General features: G+C 39.7%; 15 protein-coding genes. 4 read left to right on the forward strand and 11 right to left on the reverse strand.

Features of this window, described 5'->3' with window-relative positions; translation table 11 throughout:
* Nucleotides 1-17 precede the first annotated feature (17 nt).
* The 5 genes from MHB58_RS14405 to acsA all read right to left on the reverse strand — a co-directional run bounded on the left by MHB58_RS14405 (nucleotide 18) and on the right by acsA (nucleotide 6174).
* A complete protein-coding gene (locus MHB58_RS14405) occupies nucleotides 18-1169 on the reverse strand; it encodes an acetylornithine transaminase (protein WP_008408241.1) in 1152 nt (383 codons plus the stop codon).
* Nucleotides 1166-1942, reverse strand: coding sequence for an acetylglutamate kinase (gene argB, locus MHB58_RS14410; protein WP_014823095.1), 777 nt, complete (start codon nucleotides 1940-1942; stop codon nucleotides 1166-1168). Before argB ends, MHB58_RS14405 begins: the two co-directional genes overlap by 4 nt.
* Nucleotides 1905-3128 carry a bifunctional glutamate N-acetyltransferase/amino-acid acetyltransferase ArgJ gene (argJ, locus tag MHB58_RS14415; protein WP_014823094.1) on the reverse strand — a complete coding sequence of 408 codons (1224 nt, stop codon included), beginning with the start codon at nucleotides 3126-3128 and terminating at the stop codon, nucleotides 1905-1907. The genes argB and argJ overlap by 38 nt, the downstream gene beginning before the upstream one ends.
* Before the next feature lie 73 nt (nucleotides 3129-3201).
* Nucleotides 3202-4236 (reverse strand): N-acetyl-gamma-glutamyl-phosphate reductase, encoded by a 1035-nt coding sequence (gene argC / locus MHB58_RS14420; RefSeq protein WP_014823093.1) that lies wholly within the window; start codon nucleotides 4234-4236, stop codon nucleotides 3202-3204.
* Nucleotides 4237-4446: 210 nt separating this feature from the next.
* A complete protein-coding gene (gene acsA, locus MHB58_RS14425) occupies nucleotides 4447-6174 on the reverse strand; it encodes an acetate--CoA ligase (RefSeq protein ID WP_014823092.1) in 1728 nt (575 codons plus the stop codon).
* 164 nt (nucleotides 6175-6338) lie between these two features.
* Between acsA and MHB58_RS14430 the strand changes: the two genes are divergently transcribed.
* The 3 genes from MHB58_RS14430 to MHB58_RS14440 are packed head-to-tail and all read left to right on the forward strand — an operon-like array spanning nucleotide 6339 to nucleotide 8804.
* Nucleotides 6339-6971 carry a GNAT family N-acetyltransferase gene (locus MHB58_RS14430; RefSeq protein ID WP_014823091.1) on the forward strand — a complete coding sequence of 211 codons (633 nt, stop codon included), beginning with the start codon at nucleotides 6339-6341 and terminating at the stop codon, nucleotides 6969-6971.
* Between the two features lie 25 nt (nucleotides 6972-6996).
* Entirely contained in the window at nucleotides 6997-7644 is a 648-nt protein-coding gene (locus MHB58_RS14435) for an acetoin utilization AcuB family protein (RefSeq protein WP_008408235.1), read from the forward strand.
* Nucleotides 7641-8804: an acetoin utilization protein AcuC gene (locus MHB58_RS14440; RefSeq protein ID WP_008408234.1), complete on the forward strand. Its 1164-nt coding sequence runs from the start codon at nucleotides 7641-7643 to the stop codon at nucleotides 8802-8804. The genes MHB58_RS14435 and MHB58_RS14440 overlap by 4 nt, the downstream gene beginning before the upstream one ends.
* Nucleotides 8805-8875: 71 nt before the next feature.
* On the opposite strand, the gene ccpA is transcribed toward MHB58_RS14440, so the two are convergent.
* Both ccpA and MHB58_RS14450 read right to left on the reverse strand, forming a co-directional pair.
* Nucleotides 8876-9874, reverse strand: a complete 999-nt coding sequence (gene ccpA / locus MHB58_RS14445; RefSeq protein WP_014823090.1) for a catabolite control protein A — start codon at nucleotides 9872-9874, stop codon at nucleotides 8876-8878.
* Between the two features lie 287 nt (nucleotides 9875-10161).
* Entirely contained in the window at nucleotides 10162-11247 is a 1086-nt protein-coding gene (locus MHB58_RS14450; RefSeq protein ID WP_008408231.1) for a bifunctional 3-deoxy-7-phosphoheptulonate synthase/chorismate mutase, read from the reverse strand.
* A gap of 177 nt (nucleotides 11248-11424) precedes the next feature.
* Here MHB58_RS14450 and MHB58_RS14455 point away from each other — a divergent pair, with 177 nt between their 5' ends.
* Nucleotides 11425-13581 (forward strand): cell division FtsA domain-containing protein, encoded by a 2157-nt coding sequence (locus tag MHB58_RS14455; RefSeq protein ID WP_014823089.1) that lies wholly within the window; start codon nucleotides 11425-11427, stop codon nucleotides 13579-13581.
* 37 nt (nucleotides 13582-13618) lie between these two features.
* Here the strand turns inward: MHB58_RS14455 and MHB58_RS14460 are convergent, their stop codons facing one another.
* From MHB58_RS14460 to MHB58_RS14475, 4 genes are all read right to left on the reverse strand, one after another.
* Nucleotides 13619-14101 carry a YtxH domain-containing protein gene (locus MHB58_RS14460; protein WP_014823088.1) on the reverse strand — a complete coding sequence of 161 codons (483 nt, stop codon included), beginning with the start codon at nucleotides 14099-14101 and terminating at the stop codon, nucleotides 13619-13621.
* A 38-nt stretch (nucleotides 14102-14139) separates the two neighbouring features.
* Nucleotides 14140-14649: a DUF948 domain-containing protein gene (locus MHB58_RS14465; protein ID WP_008408228.1), complete on the reverse strand. Its 510-nt coding sequence runs from the start codon at nucleotides 14647-14649 to the stop codon at nucleotides 14140-14142.
* 423 nt (nucleotides 14650-15072) lie between these two features.
* The gene (gene murC / locus MHB58_RS14470; protein WP_065215490.1) at nucleotides 15073-16371 is read right to left on the reverse strand and encodes a UDP-N-acetylmuramate--L-alanine ligase; all 1299 of its coding nucleotides are present in this window, start codon (nucleotides 16369-16371) and stop codon (nucleotides 15073-15075) included.
* Nucleotides 16372-16518: 147 nt separating this feature from the next.
* Complete coding sequence (locus tag MHB58_RS14475) at nucleotides 16519-19692, reverse strand: DNA translocase FtsK (RefSeq protein ID WP_339262765.1); 3174 nt, start codon at nucleotides 19690-19692, stop codon at nucleotides 16519-16521.
* Between the last annotated feature and the right edge of the window lie 202 nt (nucleotides 19693-19894).

Here is a 19894-nt window from a genome sequence, read left to right on the forward strand (position 1 = left end):
GAGATTTTTTAATGTAATTAAATTGATACCTGTTCCTCTTTTAATACACCTTTTAATAAATTGACCGCTTCATCAATTTCTTGTTCGCTAACTGTTAAAGGTGGTAATAGACGAATCACTTTCGGTCCGGCTGCAACCGTTAATAGACCGGCTTCATCCAATGCGGCAACATAAGGTGCGACATCTTCGCCACCGAGACTTAACCCCAGCATTAACCCTTTACCTTGAACCGAATATTTTTCTTCCGGAAATGCTTCTTCCAGTTTATTTACAAAGTACGCTGATTTTTGTTTCACATTATCCAAAAAGGCATCATTGAATATTTGATCGATAACTGTTTGCGCGACGGCAACGCCTAATGGATTTCCGCCGAACGTCGTACCGTGTGTCCCTGCACTAAACGTGTTAAAGAGCTTTTCTGTCCCAAGTATCCCCCCAATCGGGAATCCGCCACCTAGACCTTTTGCCATTGAAACAATATCCGGTTTGATGACTGTCTGTTCAAATGCAAAACGAGTTCCTGTACGTCCGATACCCGTTTGTACTTCATCAACAATGACTAAAATATCCGATGATTGCTGGATTTCATGAATGGCTTTCGCGAATTCCTCCGTTACGGGATTTACGCCACCTTCACCTTGGATCATTTCCAGCATAATCGCAGCAGTATCAGCATCAGCTGCTGCTTTTAATGCTGTAACATCATTAAACGGCAAAGTTACAAACTCGCTTACTAATGGACCGAAGCCGTTACGTACTTTATCTTGTCCTGTTGCACTCATCGCTCCAAATGTACGTCCATGAAAGCTCTGTTCAAAAACAATGATTTTATGTTTTCCTGTATGCTTACGTACTAGTTTAATAGCCGCTTCGTTCGCCTCTGCACCGCTATTACAGAAAAATGCATACGATAAATGCAAATCTTCCACTAATGATGCAGCAAGCTTTTCCTGTCCTGGACTTTCAAATAAGTTACTAATATGCCATAACTTTTGACTTTGTTTTTGAATGGTTTCGACAATCGACGGATGTGCATGCCCTAAACTACATACGGCAATACCGCTCGTAAAATCTAAATATCGTTTCCCTGTCGTATCAAATACCTCTGTTCCTTTTCCTTCGACAATAGCGAAAGGTCTTCTTGCGTAATTTTGGAATAATGCACTCATTTCACTAGCTCCTCACTTAAAATAGTCGTCCCGGTTAAAGTTTCATTTACAATTTGTACAGAAGGAATGCCTGCCTTCAAACAGTTAAGAGCGCCCTGTACTTTCGGAATCATACCGCCGTAAATATGCCCGTCGTCAATCCATTGTTCGATTAACCTTGGTGTCACTTCCGTCTGATATTCATCCTTTATACGAATACCGGCAACATCTGTCACAAGCAGGAGACAATCAGCGCCGACTGCCAATGCAATTTCACTCGCAACTGTATCGCCATTAATGTTCAGCGCCTGCCCGTCCTTCGTTGCACCGATACAGGCAACGACAGGTACAATACCAGCTTCTGTCAAAGTATTTAACATATTTATATTAACATGCTTCACTTCTCCTACATATGCGTAAGTTTCGTAATTTAAAAATTCACTTTCGAGCAGCCCGTCATCAAAACCATTTAGTCCAATGGCAGAAATATTTGCTGAATGAAGTTCATGAACGAGTGAAGGATTTACTTTTCCGATTAATGTTGACTGCACAATGCCGATCATTTCTTTACTCGTTACACGCAGTCCGTTTACTGTATGGGACTCAATTCCTACAGCGGCTAATTCACGATTAATCGCTGGCCCTCCGCCATGTGTAATAATGAGTTGGATCCCTTGTTCCTGCAATGCTTTAAAATTGCGAAAGAAGGCCTCGTTAAGACCTTCTAATGTACTGCCACCAAGCTTGATGACCATTTTACGAGCGGTATGATGCGTTGATTTGAACGTAGTCATAAGTCAGGTCACACCCCCATGCAAATCCGTGTCCTTTTCCAACTTCCAGTGACACAAATATTTTCACTTCATGCTGTTTTAATATTTCGATGAGTGCTTCTTCGGAAAACTGAATCGGTTCGCCGTTTTCCACCATTGTAGCTCCACCGATTTTAATTGTAATTTTATCAGGATCGATTACAGCTCCAGAATAGCCAACTGCTGCAATAATACGACCCCAGTTTGCGTCACAGCCAAACACGGCTGTTTTCACAAGTGGTGAACCTACAACTGTTTTTGCGATTTTACGCGCTTCTTCATCTGAAACCGCTCCATCCACTTCTACTTCGATGAGCTTAGTCGCACCTTCCCCATCACGTGCAATTGACTTTGCCAAGTCTTCTGATACGAGACGTAGTGCTGTGTAAAAGTTTTCCCAGTCGGAGTGCGCCGGAGATAATGGGTCATTTCCTGCTAAGCCATTTGCCATTACAATAACCGTATCGTTTGTTGACGTATCACCGTCAACTGTAATCGAGTTGAACGTGCAATCCGTTACACTCGATAACGCTTTTTGCAGCTCTTCTGATGCAATATTGGCATCTGTTGTAATAAACCCAAGCATTGTCGCCATATTTGGTTCAATCATGCCAGAGCCCTTTGCTGTTCCTGAAACAATTACTTCCTTGCCATCAATGATCGTTGCATACGTTGTGTTTTTCATTACTGTATCGGTCGTTAATATTGCTTGAGAAAAATCAATACCGCTTTCTAGCTTAGAATCCGGATTTAATAGCTCTACACCTTTTTTAACTGGTTCCATCTTCATAATTTCCCCGATGACACCTGTAGAGGCTACCCCTACCAAACTAGATGCGATACCAAGCTTTTGTGCTGCAAGCAGTTGCATTTCATATGCATCCAATAATCCTTGTTTGCCTGTGCATGCATTGGCATTTCCTGAATTTACAATTACCGCCTGCATTTTTTTCGTTTCATATACAACTTCTTTTGTCACTTTCAACGGTGCTGCCTGGACTGCATTTGTTGTGAATACGCCGGCAACACTTGCAGGTACTTCACTTACCAAAATTGCTAAATCTTTTTTCTTATGTTTAAGCCCACAATGAACACCTGCTGCAGTAAACCCTTTTGGTGACACGATATTTTTACTTGATAGTTTTTTCATCTCTATTGTTGAAGTCATCTAGTGACCCTCCCTTAATTTAAAGTCCTCGTCATAATATGGGGTTGATTTCTATCTATCTCTTCTTTATCAGTTAAATAAAATACGAAACGAGTTGTAAGCCTGTTTGCTGCGGAAGCCCGAATTGGACGTTCATGTTCTGAATTGCCTGACCGGCCGCTCCTTTAACTAAATTATCGATGACTCCGATAATCGTTGCCCGGTTTGTTCTTTCATCAAGCTTCACGTATATGTCACAGTAGTTAGAACCTTTTACTCGGTTTGTTCCTACAGCGGATGCCTCTTGAATCACCCGGACAAATGGGTGATTTTTATACGTTTCTGACAAACAGTCCACTAACTGCTTTTGTGTTACACCGTCCGTCACTTGTGCATAGGAAGTTGCTAAAATCCCACGTGTCATCGGTACAAGATGAGTATTAAACGTTATTGTTGTTTCAATATCGGTAAACATCGAGATTGCTTGTTCGATTTCGGGAATATGCTGGTGTTCATTAATTTTATATATGGAGAAGCTTTCATTTGCTTCACTGAAATGTGTTGCTTGTGAAGGTTTATTACCAGCTCCCGAAATACCACTTTTTGCATCGATGACCAAAAAGCTCGGATCAATTAATCGATTTTTTATAAGAGGCAGAATGGATAATAAAACTGCCGTTGGATAACAGCCAGGGTTGGCAATTAAATCAGCCTTTTCAATTGCTCGTTCATTCCATTCCGTTAGGCCGTAAACACTTCGCTCCACTATTTCCTGTGGCGCCGGAGTTTTTTTATACCAAGTTTCATAACTTGCTAAATTTTTAAGTCTGAAATCCCCGGATAAATCAATTAACTTTGGTCCACGTTCAACTAAAGACGGGAAAATCGTACTCGATACCCCAGATGGCGTACTTGCGAAAACGACATCGTACTCCGCCAATGCATCATCTTCCAATTTAAGTAATGGTTGATCATAAATATCCGTTAAGTGTGGAAATTTATCCGAAAATTGAGTTCCTACTTCTGAGGATGTAAATAACCCGATTTCTTCTACCTCTTTATGATTATGCAAAAATCGTAATAGTTCCAATCCCCCGTACCCTGTTGCACCGATAATACCTGCTTTCATGTTGTCACCTCGTCATTTTTGTATGGCCGAAAATTTTATACGAATTCTAAATGATAAAAATAAGTATAAGTATGTATATTTATTTAGTCAACTGTATTTTTATATAATTGTATATTATTCTAAATTATCGTTCAATAATAATAACCGCAATAATATAAAAGGCGCCTACATATGTAAGCGCCCCGATTTAAGAAGTACTGCCATTTAAAGTTACTCTTCCATTGTTGATAAATCGCCTGCAGGCAAGTCAAGTTCCCAAGCCTTTAGTACACGACGCATAATCTTTCCGCTTCGGGTTTTAGGCAACTTATCTCTGAATTCAATTTCACGTGGTGCTGAATGAGCCGATAACCCTGTTTTTACAAAGTCTCGAATATTCGCTTCAAGCACTTCACTCGGCTCTACCCCTTCACGTAACGATATAAATGCCTTAATAATTTCGCCGCGGACCGGATCAGGTTTTCCAATTACGCCTGCTTCCACTACATCAGGATGTTCAAGCAGTTTACTTTCCACTTCAAATGGTCCAACTCGCTCTCCCGCTGTCATAATCACATCGTCTACACGACCTTGGAACCAGAAATAACCTTCCTCATCCATAAATGCAGAATCTCCTGAAACATACCATTCTCCTTTTAAAAAATAAGATTCATACCGATCAGGATTTCCCCATATTTGACGCATCATTGCAGGCCACCCTTTTTTGATCGCCAAATTCCCCATCGTATACGGCGGCACTTCATTGCCTTGGTCATCTACAATCGTTGCATAAATTCCCGGCACAGGTTTGCCCATTGAGCCTGGCTTAATCTCCATCGATGGGTAGTTGCAGATCATATGGCCACCTGTTTCCGTCATCCACCATGTATCGTGAATACGATGGTTCAAAATCTCCAATCCCCACTTCACAACTTCCGGATTTAATGGTTCACCGACCGATAAAACATGACGAAGCGTAGAAAGATTATATTTACCGATAATATTCGGACCTGCCCCCATCAACATACGAAATGCAGTTGGCGCACTATACCATACCGTGACGCCATATTCTTCAATTGCCCCATACCATGCTTGCGGACTGAAGCGCCCCCCTACAACGACATTTGTCACCCCATTTAGCCATGGACCGAAAATGCCGTAAGCTGTTCCAGTCACCCATCCGGGATCCGCTGTGCACCAGTAAATATCGTCTTCCTTTAAATCCAATACCCACTGTGCTGTCTGGTATTGCTGAACCATTGCATAATGGACTTGCAATACCCCTTTTGGAGCACCTGTTGATCCGGATGTATAATGCAAAATGGAGCCATCTTCTTTATCGACCCATTCAATGTCAAAATCCTGAGATGCCTCTGCAAAGTATTTATTAAAATCTAAGATCTTATCCGTTTCTTCAATATTTTCCCCGACTACAAATACCGTCTTTAAATGCGGCAGCTTTTCCAGCGGCACTCTGCTCAACAGTGCAGGCGTTGTAATGATCACTTTCGCCTCACTATCCATTAACCGGTCATATACGGCACCTTCCATAAACGCTTCGAATAACGGACCAACTATCGCGCCAATTTTCAATGCACCAATTAAGCTGAAATAGAGCTCCGGCGTACGAGGCATAAAAATAAAAACACGATCGCCTTTATTTAATTCCGCCTTTTCTTTCAACACATTCGCCGCTTTATTCGAATGACGTTTCATATCATAAAAAGAATATGTCTCTTTTCGGTTCCCATCATTATAATAAAGAGCCACTTTGTTTTTGCGGTGTGTTGTTGCATGTCGGTCTATTGCCTCATACGCAATATTGACTTTCCCCGTTTCAAACCAAGAAAATGCTTGTTCACTATGTTGCCAATCATGATTTGCAGCTGTATCCTCATAATTTTTCAAATTATGTTCCCCTGGAATAACTGCTAGCTTTTCCATCGTTTTCATTCCCATGAAAAATCCCCTTTCATTAAAAACTACAATCATTTTACAATAAAAATACTATAATAGGCAAAATATTTAAAACTTTCAATCAATTTAGTGACATCTCGCGAATTTAAGCGTATTTTCGCATGAAATAGAGTATAATAGATGTATTAAAAGCAGGTGGTGTGATTATGATTCATGTGAAAAATTATTATCGTCTTGAATTCAAAACGAGGAATGGTAATGTTTTAGTAGAAGGGCCTGTTCCTTCCGAAAAACTTGCTACCTACACATTACATGAAGATTTAAAAGCTTTTAGACCTTCCCATCAGCAGCATGAAGCACTTGTTGGGATTGCTAAACTGGAAGAAGGACGCATTATTGTCATTCGACAGGATAATATAATTGTCGGCTATGTTACGTATCTCTATCCAGACCCGTTGGAACGCTGGTCAGAAGACCGTATTCCAGATATGATTGAGCTAGGTGCCATTGAAGTCATTCCTGCTTTTAGAGGATCCGGCGCAGGCAAAAAATTATTGGAAGTGTCATTTATGGATGATGCAATGGAAGATTATTTAGTGATTACAACTGAATATTACTGGCATTGGGATTTAAAAGGAACCGGTTTATCTGTTTGGGAATATCGGAATCTGATGGAGAGAATGATGACATCAGTTAATTTTGAGTATTATGCGACAGATGATCCTGAAATAACTTCTCATCCTGCCAATTGTCTAATGGCGCGTGTGGGGGCACGTGTTGGAAATGAGACATTGGAGAGATTTGACAGACTTCGCTTTAGAAATCGTTTCATGTATTAATTCTTATCACAAAGGGGAATGAACTATGATTGTCGAAGAAATCATGCAAAGAGAGATACATACACTCCTGCCCGAAAACACGGTGCGCGATGCTGTGCGCCTTATGCGAGAGGAAAATATCCGTCATGTGCCAATTGTAAACAAAGAAAATGTGGTTGTGGGAATCATTACAGACCATGACTTGAAAAATGCTTTGCCTTCTCGATTGCGCGAAGAACCCGACTCTACGATTTATGATGCCCCAATCGAGAAAATCATGGTTAAAAATCCGATTGTCGGTCATCCGCTAGACTTCGTTGAAGAAGTGGCCATGACTTTTTATGATGCTAAAATCAGCTGTTTACCTATAGTTACTGCCGGCAAACTGGTCGGCATCGTTACGACGACTGATTTACTATATACTTACATCGAATTAACAGGCGCACATAAGCCCGGCTCTAAAATTGATATTCGGGTAAATGACAAACCTGGCATGCTTTTTGAAATTACAAAAGTATTTCACGAAAACAAGGCAAATGTATTAAGTGTACTCGTATATCCTGATGGTGAAAATGTGAAAACCCGAATTGTAAGTGTCCGTCTGCAAGTAATCAATCCGCTGCATATTATTGAAGATTTGCGAAAGCAAGGATACGATGTATTGTGGCCAAACTTACCTGGCGTCACATTATGAAAAAAGCTGTATTTATTTATTCACCAGAACAACTCACTTACAAATTTTCGGACACACACCCGTTTAACCATAAGCGATTACACTTAACGATAGATTTACTGAAAAATATTGGTGCACTTCAAGATGAGGATATCGTCCCTGCTCGAATTGCAACAGATGAAGAAATTGCGCTGGCTCATGATTTGCAGTATATAGAGATCGTAAAAAAGGCAGGCCATGGCGAGTTAACTGCCCAGCAAGGGGAACCATATGGTATTGGAACAGAAGATACCCCCATTTTTAAAAATATGCACGAAGCAAGCGCACTTTTAGTTGGCGGTACATTACAGGCGGTCGACCAGGTACTGCAGGGAAAAGCTCAGCATGCATTAAACTTGGGCGGTGGTCTCCATCACGGTTTCCGCGGAAAAGCATCCGGTTTTTGCATTTATAATGATAGCAGTGTAGCGATAAAATATATCCAGGAAAAGTACGGACTGCGTGTTTTATATGTAGATACTGATGCCCATCATGGAGACGGCGTTCAATGGTCCTTTTATGATGACCCGAATGTATGTACATTATCGATCCATGAGACCGGCCGCTATTTATTTCCGGGTACAGGCAATATAACAGAGCGCGGAAATGGTGAAGGTTACGGGACTTCTTTTAACTTCCCGATTGATGCATTTACGGAAGATGAGAGCTTTTTGGAAATTTACGAGCAGTCAATGCGGGAAGTATTTGAATTTTTCAAACCGGATGTCGTTTTGACACAAAATGGTGCAGATGCACATTATTTTGATCCGCTCACACATTTGTACGGCACAATGAATATTTATAAAGAAATACCGAAGCTTGCCCATAAATTGGCACATGAATATTGTGGCGGACGCTGGATTGCAGTTGGTGGCGGAGGCTATGATATTTGGCGGGTCGTCCCACGAGCATGGTCACATATTTGGACGGAGATGACCGATCAGCCTGCTCCGACTGGACCGTTGCCACAGCAATGGCTTGATAAATGGCAATCGGAATCACCTGTTCCGCTAATCCCGACATGGAATGATCCTCATCCTTTATATGATCCTATTCCGCGCAAAGCAGAAATTGAGGAAAAAAATATACGAATGCTTGAAAAAGCACTACATATTATTCGTACAGAAAAAAACCGTTCATAACATTTGCTTTGAAGTAACTATAAGGCTATAAATAAAACAAAGCGCCTGTCAGCTTTTGCCAGGCGCTTTTGTTATTTACTCGAACCACGCTTTTCTATGCGATGAGGTAAGATGACATGTTGCTGTTCAACTTCCTCTTTGTTCATATACTTCGTTAATAAGCGCATTGCGACAGCTCCAATATCGTATAAAGGCAATACAACACTTGTAAGTTTTGGTCGTACCATGCGCGCTAGTTTTGAATTTTCGAAGCTGATAATTTCAACATCACCCGGCACATTTTTTCCACTATCTTGAATGCCATGTACTAGTCCAATTGCAAGCTCATCATTCCCGACAAAAATAGCTGTAGGCGGTTGCTGTAGTTCACTTAAATTCTCCCAGCTTTCCAATCCATCATCATAGGAACCATCTCCAGCAACAATCAATGCATCATCTATTTCAATGTTTGCTTTTTCAAGCGCATCTTTATAGGCTGCAAGTTTATGCTGACCATTCACTGTATACTGTAGCGGACCAGAGACAAAGGCAATTCTCGTATGTCCATTATCAATTAGTGTTTCTACAGCTTCAAATGCCGCATTATAATAATCAATGTTTACAGAAGCTACTTTTTCAGTTGAACTGATCGATCCTGCCAATACTATCGGTACAGGACATGCCTCCACCGCGCGTTGAATATTGTCTGTTACCTCTTCACTCATCATGACAATACCGTCAACCTGTTTTCCTAGCATTGTATCAAGCAGAGACAACTCTTTTTCTTCATTTTGATCTGAATTTGCTAAAATGATATTATAGCGGTACATTGTCGCAATATCTTCAATGCCTCGTGCCAGCTCAGCATTTAAATTATTCGAAATATCAGGGATGATGACTCCTACTGATGTTGTTTTTTTACTTGCTAAGCCACGTGCTACTGCATTTGGACGATATTCGAGACGCTCAATCACTTCCAACACTTTTTTTCTTGTTGCAGGCTTAACATTTTGATTTCCATTTACTACGCGAGATACGGTTGCCATTGATACATTCGCCTCACGTGCAACATCATAAATTGTGACAGTCAAAAGTTTCTCCCCCTTTTTATCATAGTGATACAAGTTTTTATAAACGACTAGTAGAACTAATTGTTATGTATAGCTTCATCATATAATATTTCCATTTCTATTTTCAATCTAAAACCCAGTGAATACGTGGTTTTTTCGTCAATTGTCTTAAAATATTCAAAAAGTATGCTACCAAAACGATAGCACTTGTTAAAAATTGTAAATCACTCTACCACTTCCGTCAAATTAAAATGTACAGACATATTGAAAGCCCATGTTGAAATTACTCAACATGGGCTTATTAATGATTATTTTGACACTTCGTATTGCTTCATGAATTTTAAAAGTTCTTCGTAGTAAGCATTGAAAGTTGGAATATCCATTTGCTGCTGCTGATCCGATAATGCAACTGATGGATCTGGATGCACTTCTGCCATTACTCCATCTGCTCCAATAGCGATTGCCGCTTTTGAACATGGCAACAATAAATCGCGACGTCCTGTAGAGTGCGTCACGTCCACCATTACCGGTAAATGTGTTTCTTGTTTTAAAATCGGAACTGCAGAAATATCCAATGTGTTACGAGTTGCTTTTTCATATGTGCGAATACCGCGTTCACATAAAATAATGTTTTCATTACCTTTTGACATAATGTATTCTGCTGCATGAATAAACTCATCGATTGTCGCTGCTAAACCACGTTTTAATAAAACTGGTTTATTTGTTGCTCCAGCCGCTTTTAACAGTTCAAAGTTTTGCATATTGCGGGCACCAATTTGAATAACATCGATGTAGTCCAATGCATGGTCTAAATCAGCAGGTGTTACGATTTCTGTGATGACACCTAAACCGTACTCTTTAGAAACATCCTTTAAAATCTTTAGACCTTCCAGACCTAAGCCTTGGAAATCATATGGAGATGTACGTGGTTTGTATGCACCACCGCGAATTAATTTTAAGCCTTTTTCCTGAATCGTTGCAGCAACTGCAGCAACTTGCTCATATGACTCAACCGCACACGGTCCAAATACGAAAGAAGGAGCTCCTGTACCAATTAATTCACCATTTACATTAATGACAGTATCTTCTGACTTTTCTTTACGTGAAACGAGTAATTCCTTTTTCTTTTCTGCTTCTAATTGTTTAAGGGCTGTTTTGAAGATTTGTTTAAAAATATAATCAACCGTCATTTGATTTAAAGGACCGTTATTATTTTCCTTAATTAAGTCAAGCATGTGACGCTCACGAAGTGGATCATAGCGATTGACACCTTGCTTTTCTTTAATTTTACCGATTTCTTCTACTACTGATGCACGTTCATTAATTAAACGTAAAATTTCTAAGTTCAAGCTGTCAATCTGGCTGCGTAAGCTTTCTAAATCTTGTTGATGCATATTCCTCTACCCCTCTTCTTTGCGTATCCGGCACTTTCAGATAAATAAAAAGTATGATACATTTTTAAGTAATAAACTTATTATAATCAAACTATTGTAGAATGTCACGTCTTTTTAATTTAGCGATTCAACTCGCTAAAGTATATTGTGATAATAATTGAAAGGAAGCGTTTTCATATGGCAAACAAATTGTTCGCACTTGATATCGGAACACGCTCCGTTGTCGGCATTATTTTAGAGCAACATGCAGATACCTATCATGTGGCCGATATTTTAGTAAGAGAACATAAAGAACGGGCAATGGTTGATGGTCAAATACATAATGTTTTGTACGTAGCTGAGCTTATACAGGAAATTAAGAAGGAATTGGAAGAGACGCATGGACCTTTGGAAAAAGTAAGTGTTGCAGCAGCAGGACGGGCATTAAAAACCGAACAGGCCAGTGTTTCCATTTCTATTAAAAACCGACCGATCTTTACGGAAGAAGATATTAACCGCCTGGAACTGCAAGCAGTACAACAGGCCCAGCAACAATTATTGCTTCATAAGGAAGATACAAAAAATAATCATTATTACTGTGTCGGCTATTCTATTTTGTATTTCCGTCTGGATGGTGAAGAAATTGGAAGTCTTCTCGATCAGCAAGGTGAGGAAGCATCCGTAGAAGTGATTGCCACTTTCCTGCCACGTGTTGTTGTGGAATCATTGCTTGCTGCATTAAAACGGGCAAATTTGGAAATGGAAGCCCTCACTTTAGAACCGATTGCCGCAATAAATGTGCTGATCCCTCCTTCAATGCGCCGTTTGAATGTAGCACTTGTTGATATTGGTGCGGGAACATCGGATATTGCCATTACAGATAAAAGCACGGTTGTAGCATATGGGATGGTGCCGACTGCTGGCGATGAAATTACGGAAAGTTTAAGTGACCATTATTTATTGGATTTTCCGGTCGCTGAAATGGCCAAACGACAATTACATACGAGTGATGAAGTTCTTATTCAGGATATTTTAGGATTTGACGAATATTTTCCACGTGAAGAAGTGATCAAAGCAATATATCCTGCCATTGAAAACTTGGCAAAGTCCATCGGAGAAGAAATTTTACGGTTAAACAACAATACGCCTCCAAAAGCGGTCATGCTAGTAGGTGGAGGAAGTTTAACCCCCCACTTAACAGAAGAAATCGGAAAAATATTAAATTTACCGGCTAACCGTGTGGCGGTACGTGATGTGAATGCCATTCAGAATTTAACACGCGCACCACATATTGCAGCAACGCCTGAGCTTGTGACACCGATCGGGATTGCGATTGCCGCCCAAAAATCACCGATTCATTACATGTCTATTAAAGTAAACGAACAAGTTGTACGCCTCTTTGAGTTGAAGGAAATGACAGTCGGGGATGCTTTTTTGGCTGCGAACGTCAGAGCAAAACAACTATATGGAAAGCCAGGACATGGTTTGTCGATTACAGTGAACGGTCAAAATGTTTTCGTACCTGGGGAGCATGGGCAGCCAGCACAGATCATATTGAATGGTGAACATGCATCGATTAAATCCCTTATTAAAAATGGAGATCAAATACAACTGATTCCCGGAAAAGATGGGTCAGGCGCATCTGTTACGATAGGGGAAATTATTGATCATGCTTCCGTAAAGATTGTGACAATCCAAGAAACGCAATATACTATTGGACCGAAAATATTCGTAAACGGGAAAATCGGAAAAATGGATTCTCTTTTACAGGACCGCGATGTAATTGTCGTCGAAACAAGCGAAACGGTGGAAGATGTATTGAAATTAATAAACTATTCTATACATGCAAAGCAGTTCGAACCGTATTTTGTCCATATCGATGGGAAACCTGTATCCTTCCCTGATTTTTCATCTCAGCTTTACATTAATGGTAAGCCCGGGAAACTGCATTACCCTGTTCAAAATAGTGATAAAATTACATTTAAACAGCATCATTTACCCACTGCTGAGCAAATTGCCGCCCATTTGAATTTGTTATTGGAAGAAAAGGTGATTGTTACGTTCCAGCAAGAACAGGTGGAACTTGTAAAAACAGCGAGAGAGTTTTCTGTAAACGGTCAAGTTGTACAGCGTGAAGCAACAGTGCCGAATGGGGCTACAATTAGTATTATCGAAAAAGAGTCAAGCAAATGGATTTATCAGGATGTCTTTCGATTTTCCAGCTGGCAGCTTCCTGCGTCATTTAAAGGGTCCTTTACGATTTTAAAGAATGGGCAGCCTTCTTCATTTGATGCTGAAATATTTGGTGGCGATCAACTGGAAATCCATCTAACTGATCAGCCGATTGTTGGTTAATAAAAAAAAGGCCCCCCAAATATTTGGGAGCCTTTTTTTATTGAACATCTGAATGACGAGTTGAGTTTGCTGCGATATCTGGATCTGTATTTACGCTATCTGGATCCGGAGATTCGGCAGCGAGTACTTCTTCATCTAACATTTTATCTAATGGCAATGGTTCTTCACCTTCTGATGAAGCTGTTCCATCATCGAAAGCAGGTGGTTGTTTTGCTGTTTTGGCTTTAACTTTCTCAACAATTGAAGAAGATTGTTCTTTTAATTGCGATGAAAGTTGTGCAGTCTTTTCCTTTGCCGTGCCGGAAAGCTCAATGCCTTTATCCTTTAATGTAACAGCTTGTACTGCTACATCGTTACGCATTTCACTGCCTGTCTTCGGTGTAAGTAATAAGGCTGTCGCTACACCGACAATACCGCCTACTAAAGCACCAATGACAAAATCCTTTACATGAATTTTTTCATCATCATAAATCGAATCATTTAATCGGTTATAATCATAGTTTACGCGTTTTTCTTCCATTTTAAAAATCCCCCTTGTGATTGAGTGTCATTTTCCCATTACTTACGTTTTAAGAAACCAAATTTCGACTTTCCACCTAAACTTGGTGGTGTTTCATTTGTTTTAGTACTTGTATAAATTACATCTTCTTCATTAATCGGCTTGCGCTGACGCCATTGATCTGCAATCCCCATCGCTACATTACTCCATTGAACGACTTGCGCAATTTTATCTTCATTTTTATGCACTTCTGTTGAAATCGATGTTGTAATGCGTTGAACGGATGAATTCAAGTTATTAACAGAATCGCCAACACCTTTTACAGCATGCATTACTGAATTTAACTTCTCCGATTTATCTGAAATATCATCTGCCAATGCGTTTGTTTTTGTAAGCAGGCTCGTCGTCTCACGTGTAATGCCTTCCATTTGTCCTTCGATACCAGCAACTGTTCCCGCAATCGAATTTAAAGTATTCTTAACAGAAAACAATGTCATACCAATACTTACACATAGGACTAAAAATCCGATTGCAGCCACTAATGCCGCAATATAAAGTAATACTTCCATCAAAAATAACCTCCTCTATCTAGTTCCAATTAATACATTCGACAAAAATTGCGACAATCCTTTTCCTAGAAAAGCATTTTTTTCGCTAAAACCTCATGAAATTCAAGCTTTTCATACGTGAATACTTCTAATTTGTTATTTATTTATTCACTAAAGGCGAATGACCATTTTGTCCATGCTTTCATATTCCCCAATCTCTTGATGAATAAAACCCTTAATGAATAGAAGTTCCAACATTTATCCCGCATTAACGTGAAGTAAGACTTCCGCCTCTAGTGTTTATCAGGGTAAAAAGGCTAGGGAAATGCAAGATTGGTGAAACTAACAATCAATAGGGGTTGAAGAAACCCCTACTGATTAAAGTTCATTTTATGTATGGAAAAACAGCTTATCCTTCTACTTCCAGGTTAAGCTGTTTTTCAATTAATTCAAAATTGCTTCAAATGCATCTTGATATTTATGAACATCTCCCGCTCCCATAAACAGGAACACGGCATTTTCATGTTTTTTAAGTTGATCTACTGTTTCAATTGTTAAAACAGTACAGCCATCAATTAAGTTAGCTAAATCATTAATCGTAAGCTCTCCTTGCTTTTCGCGTGCAGAACCAAAAATATCACATAAATAGGCTGCGTCGGCACCGCTCAAACTATCCGCAAAGTTTTGTAAAAATGCTTTAGTTCGAGTAAACGTATGTGGCTGGAATACCGCTACAACTTCACGCTCAGGATATTTTTGTCGAGCTGATTGCAAAGTTGCCGCAATTTCTGTCGGGTGGTGTGCATAATCATCCACTAAGATCGCATTGCCAACTTTCGTTTCAGTAAAGCGACGTTTTACCCCGCCATACGTATTTAGGCGTTCTTGGATCAGCTTTGCCGGAACTCCTTCATAATGACACAGTGAAATTACCGCCAACGTGTTTAAAATCGTATGGTCACCGAATAACGGAATAAAGAATTTACTGTAAAACTCATTACGTACATAAACATCAAATTCCGTTCCTTCCGATGTTTTAACAATATTACGCGCAGAAAAATCATTTGCAGGATCAAAACCATAATAAACCACTGGTACATTGGCTTGAATTTTCTGAAGCTGTTCATCATCCCCGCAGGCAATAATTGCTTTATTCACTTGTAAAGCCAGCTGTTGGAAAGCATCATATACATCATCAATGCTCGTGAAATAATCCGGGTGATCAAAATCGATATTCGTCATGATTGCATAATCCGGATGATACGCTAAAAAGTGGCGACGGTATTCACATGCTTCCATAACAAAATAGGAAGCATCTTCTTTACCTGAACCAGTACCATCACCGATTAAATAAGATGTCGGCATATAACCGCCTACAACATGGCTCATTAAACCAGTCGTAGACGTTTTACCATGTGCACCTGTAATGGCAATTGAAGTATAGCGATTGCTGTACTCGCCTAAAAACTTATGATAGCGAATGACTTCAACACCTAGCTCCCGTGCACGCACTAATTCTGGATGATCATCATTAAATGCATTCCCTGCAATAACTGTTAAACCTTCTTTAATATTGTTTTCATCAAAATTTAAAATTTCTATTCCTCGGTCACGTAATGGTTGCTCCGTGAAATAATATGTTTCATAGTCGGAACCTTGAACTTGTTCTCCTGCATCAAATAGGATTTGCGCCAGGGAACTCATGCCTGAACCTTTAATACCGGTAAAATGATAGCGTGTCATTATTTATAAAACCCTCCTAGGATACGAAGACCCCATTGAATTATCAATTTTATTGTTTCAAAGTATGCCTACATTATAGCACTAAATACACGTTACGATAATTGAACGACAATTCAAATTTTTTCATTTGTCCAATTACCTAGTTCTTTAGCCTCCAAATTGCTCAAACAGCTCTTCTTCTGTAATATATACATCTCTCGGTTTGCTTCCTTTTGGTTCTGAAACATAACCATGTCGCTCTAACATATCGATTAATCTAGCTGCTCGATTATAGCCAATATGATAACGGCGTTGTAAAAGTGATGTCGATGCTGAGCCTTGTTCAAACACAAATCGGCATGCCTCTTCAAACAACTCATCTTGTTCCTCTATTGTTTCTGAGCGTTTTAATAATTCTTCCTGTTTAAAAATATATTGTGGCTCTCCTTGTTCACGTACATACTCGATAATTTCTTCGATTTCGTCATCTGTAACAAATGTACCTTGAATACGGGTTGGAGCCGACATTCCATTTCCTAAATATAGCATATCTCCGCGACCAAGCAATCGTTCTGCGCCCTGCGAATCCAATATTGTACGAGAGTCGATTTGCGATGATACAGAAAAGGCGATACGCGTTGGAATATTTGATTTTATCAGGCCTGTAATAACATCTACAGAAGGGCGCTGTGTAGCAACAATCAAATGAATTCCTGCAGCACGGGCCTTTTGCGTAATTCGCACAATGCTATCTTCCACATCTTGTGGAGACATCATCATTAAATCTGCCAACTCATCGATGACAATCAATAAGTATGGTAGCTTCTGTGCATACATACCATTTGCATCACACATTTTATTATATGCTTCTATTTTACGTGCACCGCTGTGCATAAATAACTCATAACGTCTTTCCATTTCTTCTACTGCCCACTTTAATGCTGCGGTAGCCGCTTTAACATCTGTAATAACAGGGCTGACTAAATGCGGAATATGGTTAAATGGAGCCAGTTCCACCATTTTCGGGTCAATCAGCATTAGCTTTAATTCATTCGGATTTGCTTTATAAAGCAGGCTGACTAAAATCGAGTTAATACATACCGATTTACCCGATCCTGTCGCTCCGGCAATTAAACCATGCGGCATTTTCCGTAAGTCGATTGTGACAGGCTTCCCTGTTAAGTCCAAGCCCAGTGCCGCCTCTAATGGAGAATCAGAATCTTTAAACGATGCTGATTCTGTCACTTCAGAAAGACGGACCGAACGCGAAATCCGGTTTGGAATTTCAATACCGATTGAACGTTTCCCCGGAATTGGCGCATCAATACGAATATCTTTTGCAGCCAATGCCAATTTAATATCATCCGTTAAATTGCGGACTTTACTTACTTTCGTCCCGTGCCCTACCGTAATTTCGAATTGCGTAACAGCAGGTCCTTGTACGATCGATTCAATTTGTGCCTGAACCTGGAAATGCGATAGTGCTTCCACTAAATTTTCGCCTTGCTCATCCATCCAGTCACGGTCTTCTACCATTTCCTCCGGTGGTACTAAATATTCAAGAGGTGGTTTTACATAAGGTATTCTTTTAACTGGAGGTGCTTCTATTAAAGTTTCCGCTTCATCCACTGCCAATTCTTGTGAAGTAGATTCTTTTATGTCTGACGTTTCTTCAACAATCGGATCTTCCTCTTCATTAACTAAAGGAAGTACGGTCACTTCTTGAATTTCGGGTACTCCTTGAATATCCAATGTTTCTGGAACTTCTTCCACTATCGCTTCCGTAGTTGCAGCAACTTCTAAAAGTTCATCTTCTTGTGCCGGTACAACGGATTCACGTTCCAGCAATCCAATTGATGTAGAAGTAGAATTCCTCATCGTTCCCTCTTCAAGCTGACTGTTTGGTTCATGCTTTACGACTTGCTCGTTAAAAGTAATGACTTGATCATTTTCATGTGCTTCCCGTGCATCATTCTGAGTTGTTTGAGTATCTTGATAAAAAGTTTCCACTTCAACATCGTTTTCATGTTGCACAAAATTTTCTCGTTCAGTAAAAGCTTCATTTGGCTCTTCAAACGTATTTACACTCTCTTCTCGCTTAACTTCGTCTTCTTTATTTTTTTTACTTTGTAGACTAAGTTGCTGCTCGACAAATTGCTTCGTCATTAATTTTTGCTTATCTGACTTCAGCATTACCACATTAAAAGGAACACGGCTTCTTGTGCTGATCGGCTGTACTATGTCCGCTTTTTCCTTATTTTGCTCAATGATAGTCGCTTCCTCAGATGGTGGCATTTGCTCTACATTCAATTGTCCAATGTGAATCGTCGAGTTTTCAATCGTCACATGCTTCACTTGTACATCATTGATTGTTTCTGCAACAGGTGTGTCAACTTTTACAGTATCTTCCTGTTCATTTCCTATGTCAGTCACTGCTTCGTTCTGTTGCTCAAGTATCGTTTCTTCCATTGGTTGTTGGTCTACCTCAGTTGGTTCATCCTTTTCGACTAAAACCACTTCTTCATGCTCAAGCTCAGGTTCTGTTTCTGATTCAACTGGTTCTGTTTGTGGAATCTCAACTGCTGAAGAAGACTCGTGTATTACATGTTCCTGCTGCTCTATTACTGTCTGTTGATCTTCATCTGGTGATGGTACAGCAACTGGTTCGACCAAATGTTCTGGCGTTTCATTCTGCACAGATTCAATTATTGATGAATGTTGCTGTTCCTTATTTTTAAGCTTTTCTTCCTGCTGTTTTTCGATTAATGTTTCAATCGATGACGGCTTTTTAAAACCGTGTACAGGGGACGGAACATCGGTAGGAATAAAACGTTTCCTAATTTCGATCGGTTTTAGAATTTCTTTGTTTTCCAATCTCTCCGCTCGTACAGGCTTATTATGGCGTATTGCTTCCCGTTCTTCTTTTAAATTTGGCAAGCGACGAACAGGATCTCTTGTGTGCACAACATTTGTTTGACCTTTCCCTTTACGGCGGCGTTCCAGTAAATCTCGTATACCAGATACTTCGACATCATATACTTCCTGTACTGTATGCTTTTGCAAATAATTTGGTAATGTCAATTTTTCCTTGTCATCATCATAAAATCGCGTTGTTTGTCTCTGCTCATTTTCTTGATTCGCTGTTTCCTCATAATCATCTTCTATTAAAGGGAATCGGAATGCTTTTTTCGGTGCTTCTTTTTCTTCCTGATAATTTTGCTGCGCCTCAGTTTGTTTTGATTGGTTTATATCATCCAGTTGGGAATACTCTTCATAATCATCATATTCTTCATCTGGATCCATTTTAAATAGTTTATTAAATTTATTTTTAATCCAACTCATAATTAACCACTTCTTTCCTTAAAAACATTGCCGTACAAATTCCACTATTTGAGACGGTCTTTATTTCTTATATTAAATACAGTATATAAATAATATACACCTCAAAAGCATATCATATTTGCCGGGTAAATGCGCTTTGTCGCTGATATTTTTAAGGATAAAAAAAAGTTAGTATGAGAGACTCAGCTCAACATACTAACTT

Source organism: Solibacillus sp. FSL K6-1554, assembly GCF_038005185.1.
Classification (GTDB): domain Bacteria; phylum Bacillota; class Bacilli; order Bacillales_A; family Planococcaceae; genus Solibacillus; species Solibacillus silvestris.

What these genes read in the sequence shown, in the direction of transcription:
- argB (WP_014823095.1), bottom strand. Translation starts at nt 1,942, where the DNA reads ATGACTACGTTCAAATCAACGCATCATACCGCTCGTAAAATGGTCATC.
- MHB58_RS14460 (WP_014823088.1), bottom strand. Translation starts at nt 14,101, where the DNA reads ATGGAAGAAAAACGCGTAAACTATGATTATAACCGATTAAATGATTCG.
- argC (WP_014823093.1), bottom strand. Translation starts at nt 4,236, where the DNA reads ATGAAAGCAGGTATTATCGGTGCAACAGGGTACGGGGGATTGGAACTA.
- argJ (WP_014823094.1), bottom strand. Translation starts at nt 3,128, where the DNA reads ATGACTTCAACAATAGAGATGAAAAAACTATCAAGTAAAAATATCGTG.
- MHB58_RS14435 (WP_008408235.1), top strand. Translation starts at nt 6,997, where the DNA reads ATGATTGTCGAAGAAATCATGCAAAGAGAGATACATACACTCCTGCCC.
- MHB58_RS14430 (WP_014823091.1), top strand. Translation starts at nt 6,339, where the DNA reads ATGATTCATGTGAAAAATTATTATCGTCTTGAATTCAAAACGAGGAAT.
- MHB58_RS14450 (WP_008408231.1), bottom strand. Translation starts at nt 11,247, where the DNA reads ATGCATCAACAAGATTTAGAAAGCTTACGCAGCCAGATTGACAGCTTG.
- MHB58_RS14455 (WP_014823089.1), top strand. Translation starts at nt 11,425, where the DNA reads ATGGCAAACAAATTGTTCGCACTTGATATCGGAACACGCTCCGTTGTC.
- MHB58_RS14440 (WP_008408234.1), top strand. Translation starts at nt 7,641, where the DNA reads ATGAAAAAAGCTGTATTTATTTATTCACCAGAACAACTCACTTACAAA.
- MHB58_RS14465 (WP_008408228.1), bottom strand. Translation starts at nt 14,649, where the DNA reads ATGGAAGTATTACTTTATATTGCGGCATTAGTGGCTGCAATCGGATTT.
- acsA (WP_014823092.1), bottom strand. Translation starts at nt 6,174, where the DNA reads ATGGGAATGAAAACGATGGAAAAGCTAGCAGTTATTCCAGGGGAACAT.
- MHB58_RS14475 (WP_339262765.1), bottom strand. Translation starts at nt 19,692, where the DNA reads ATGAGTTGGATTAAAAATAAATTTAATAAACTATTTAAAATGGATCCA.
- murC (WP_065215490.1), bottom strand. Translation starts at nt 16,371, where the DNA reads ATGACACGCTATCATTTTACCGGTATTAAAGGTTCAGGCATGAGTTCC.
- MHB58_RS14405 (WP_008408241.1), bottom strand. Translation starts at nt 1,169, where the DNA reads ATGAGTGCATTATTCCAAAATTACGCAAGAAGACCTTTCGCTATTGTC.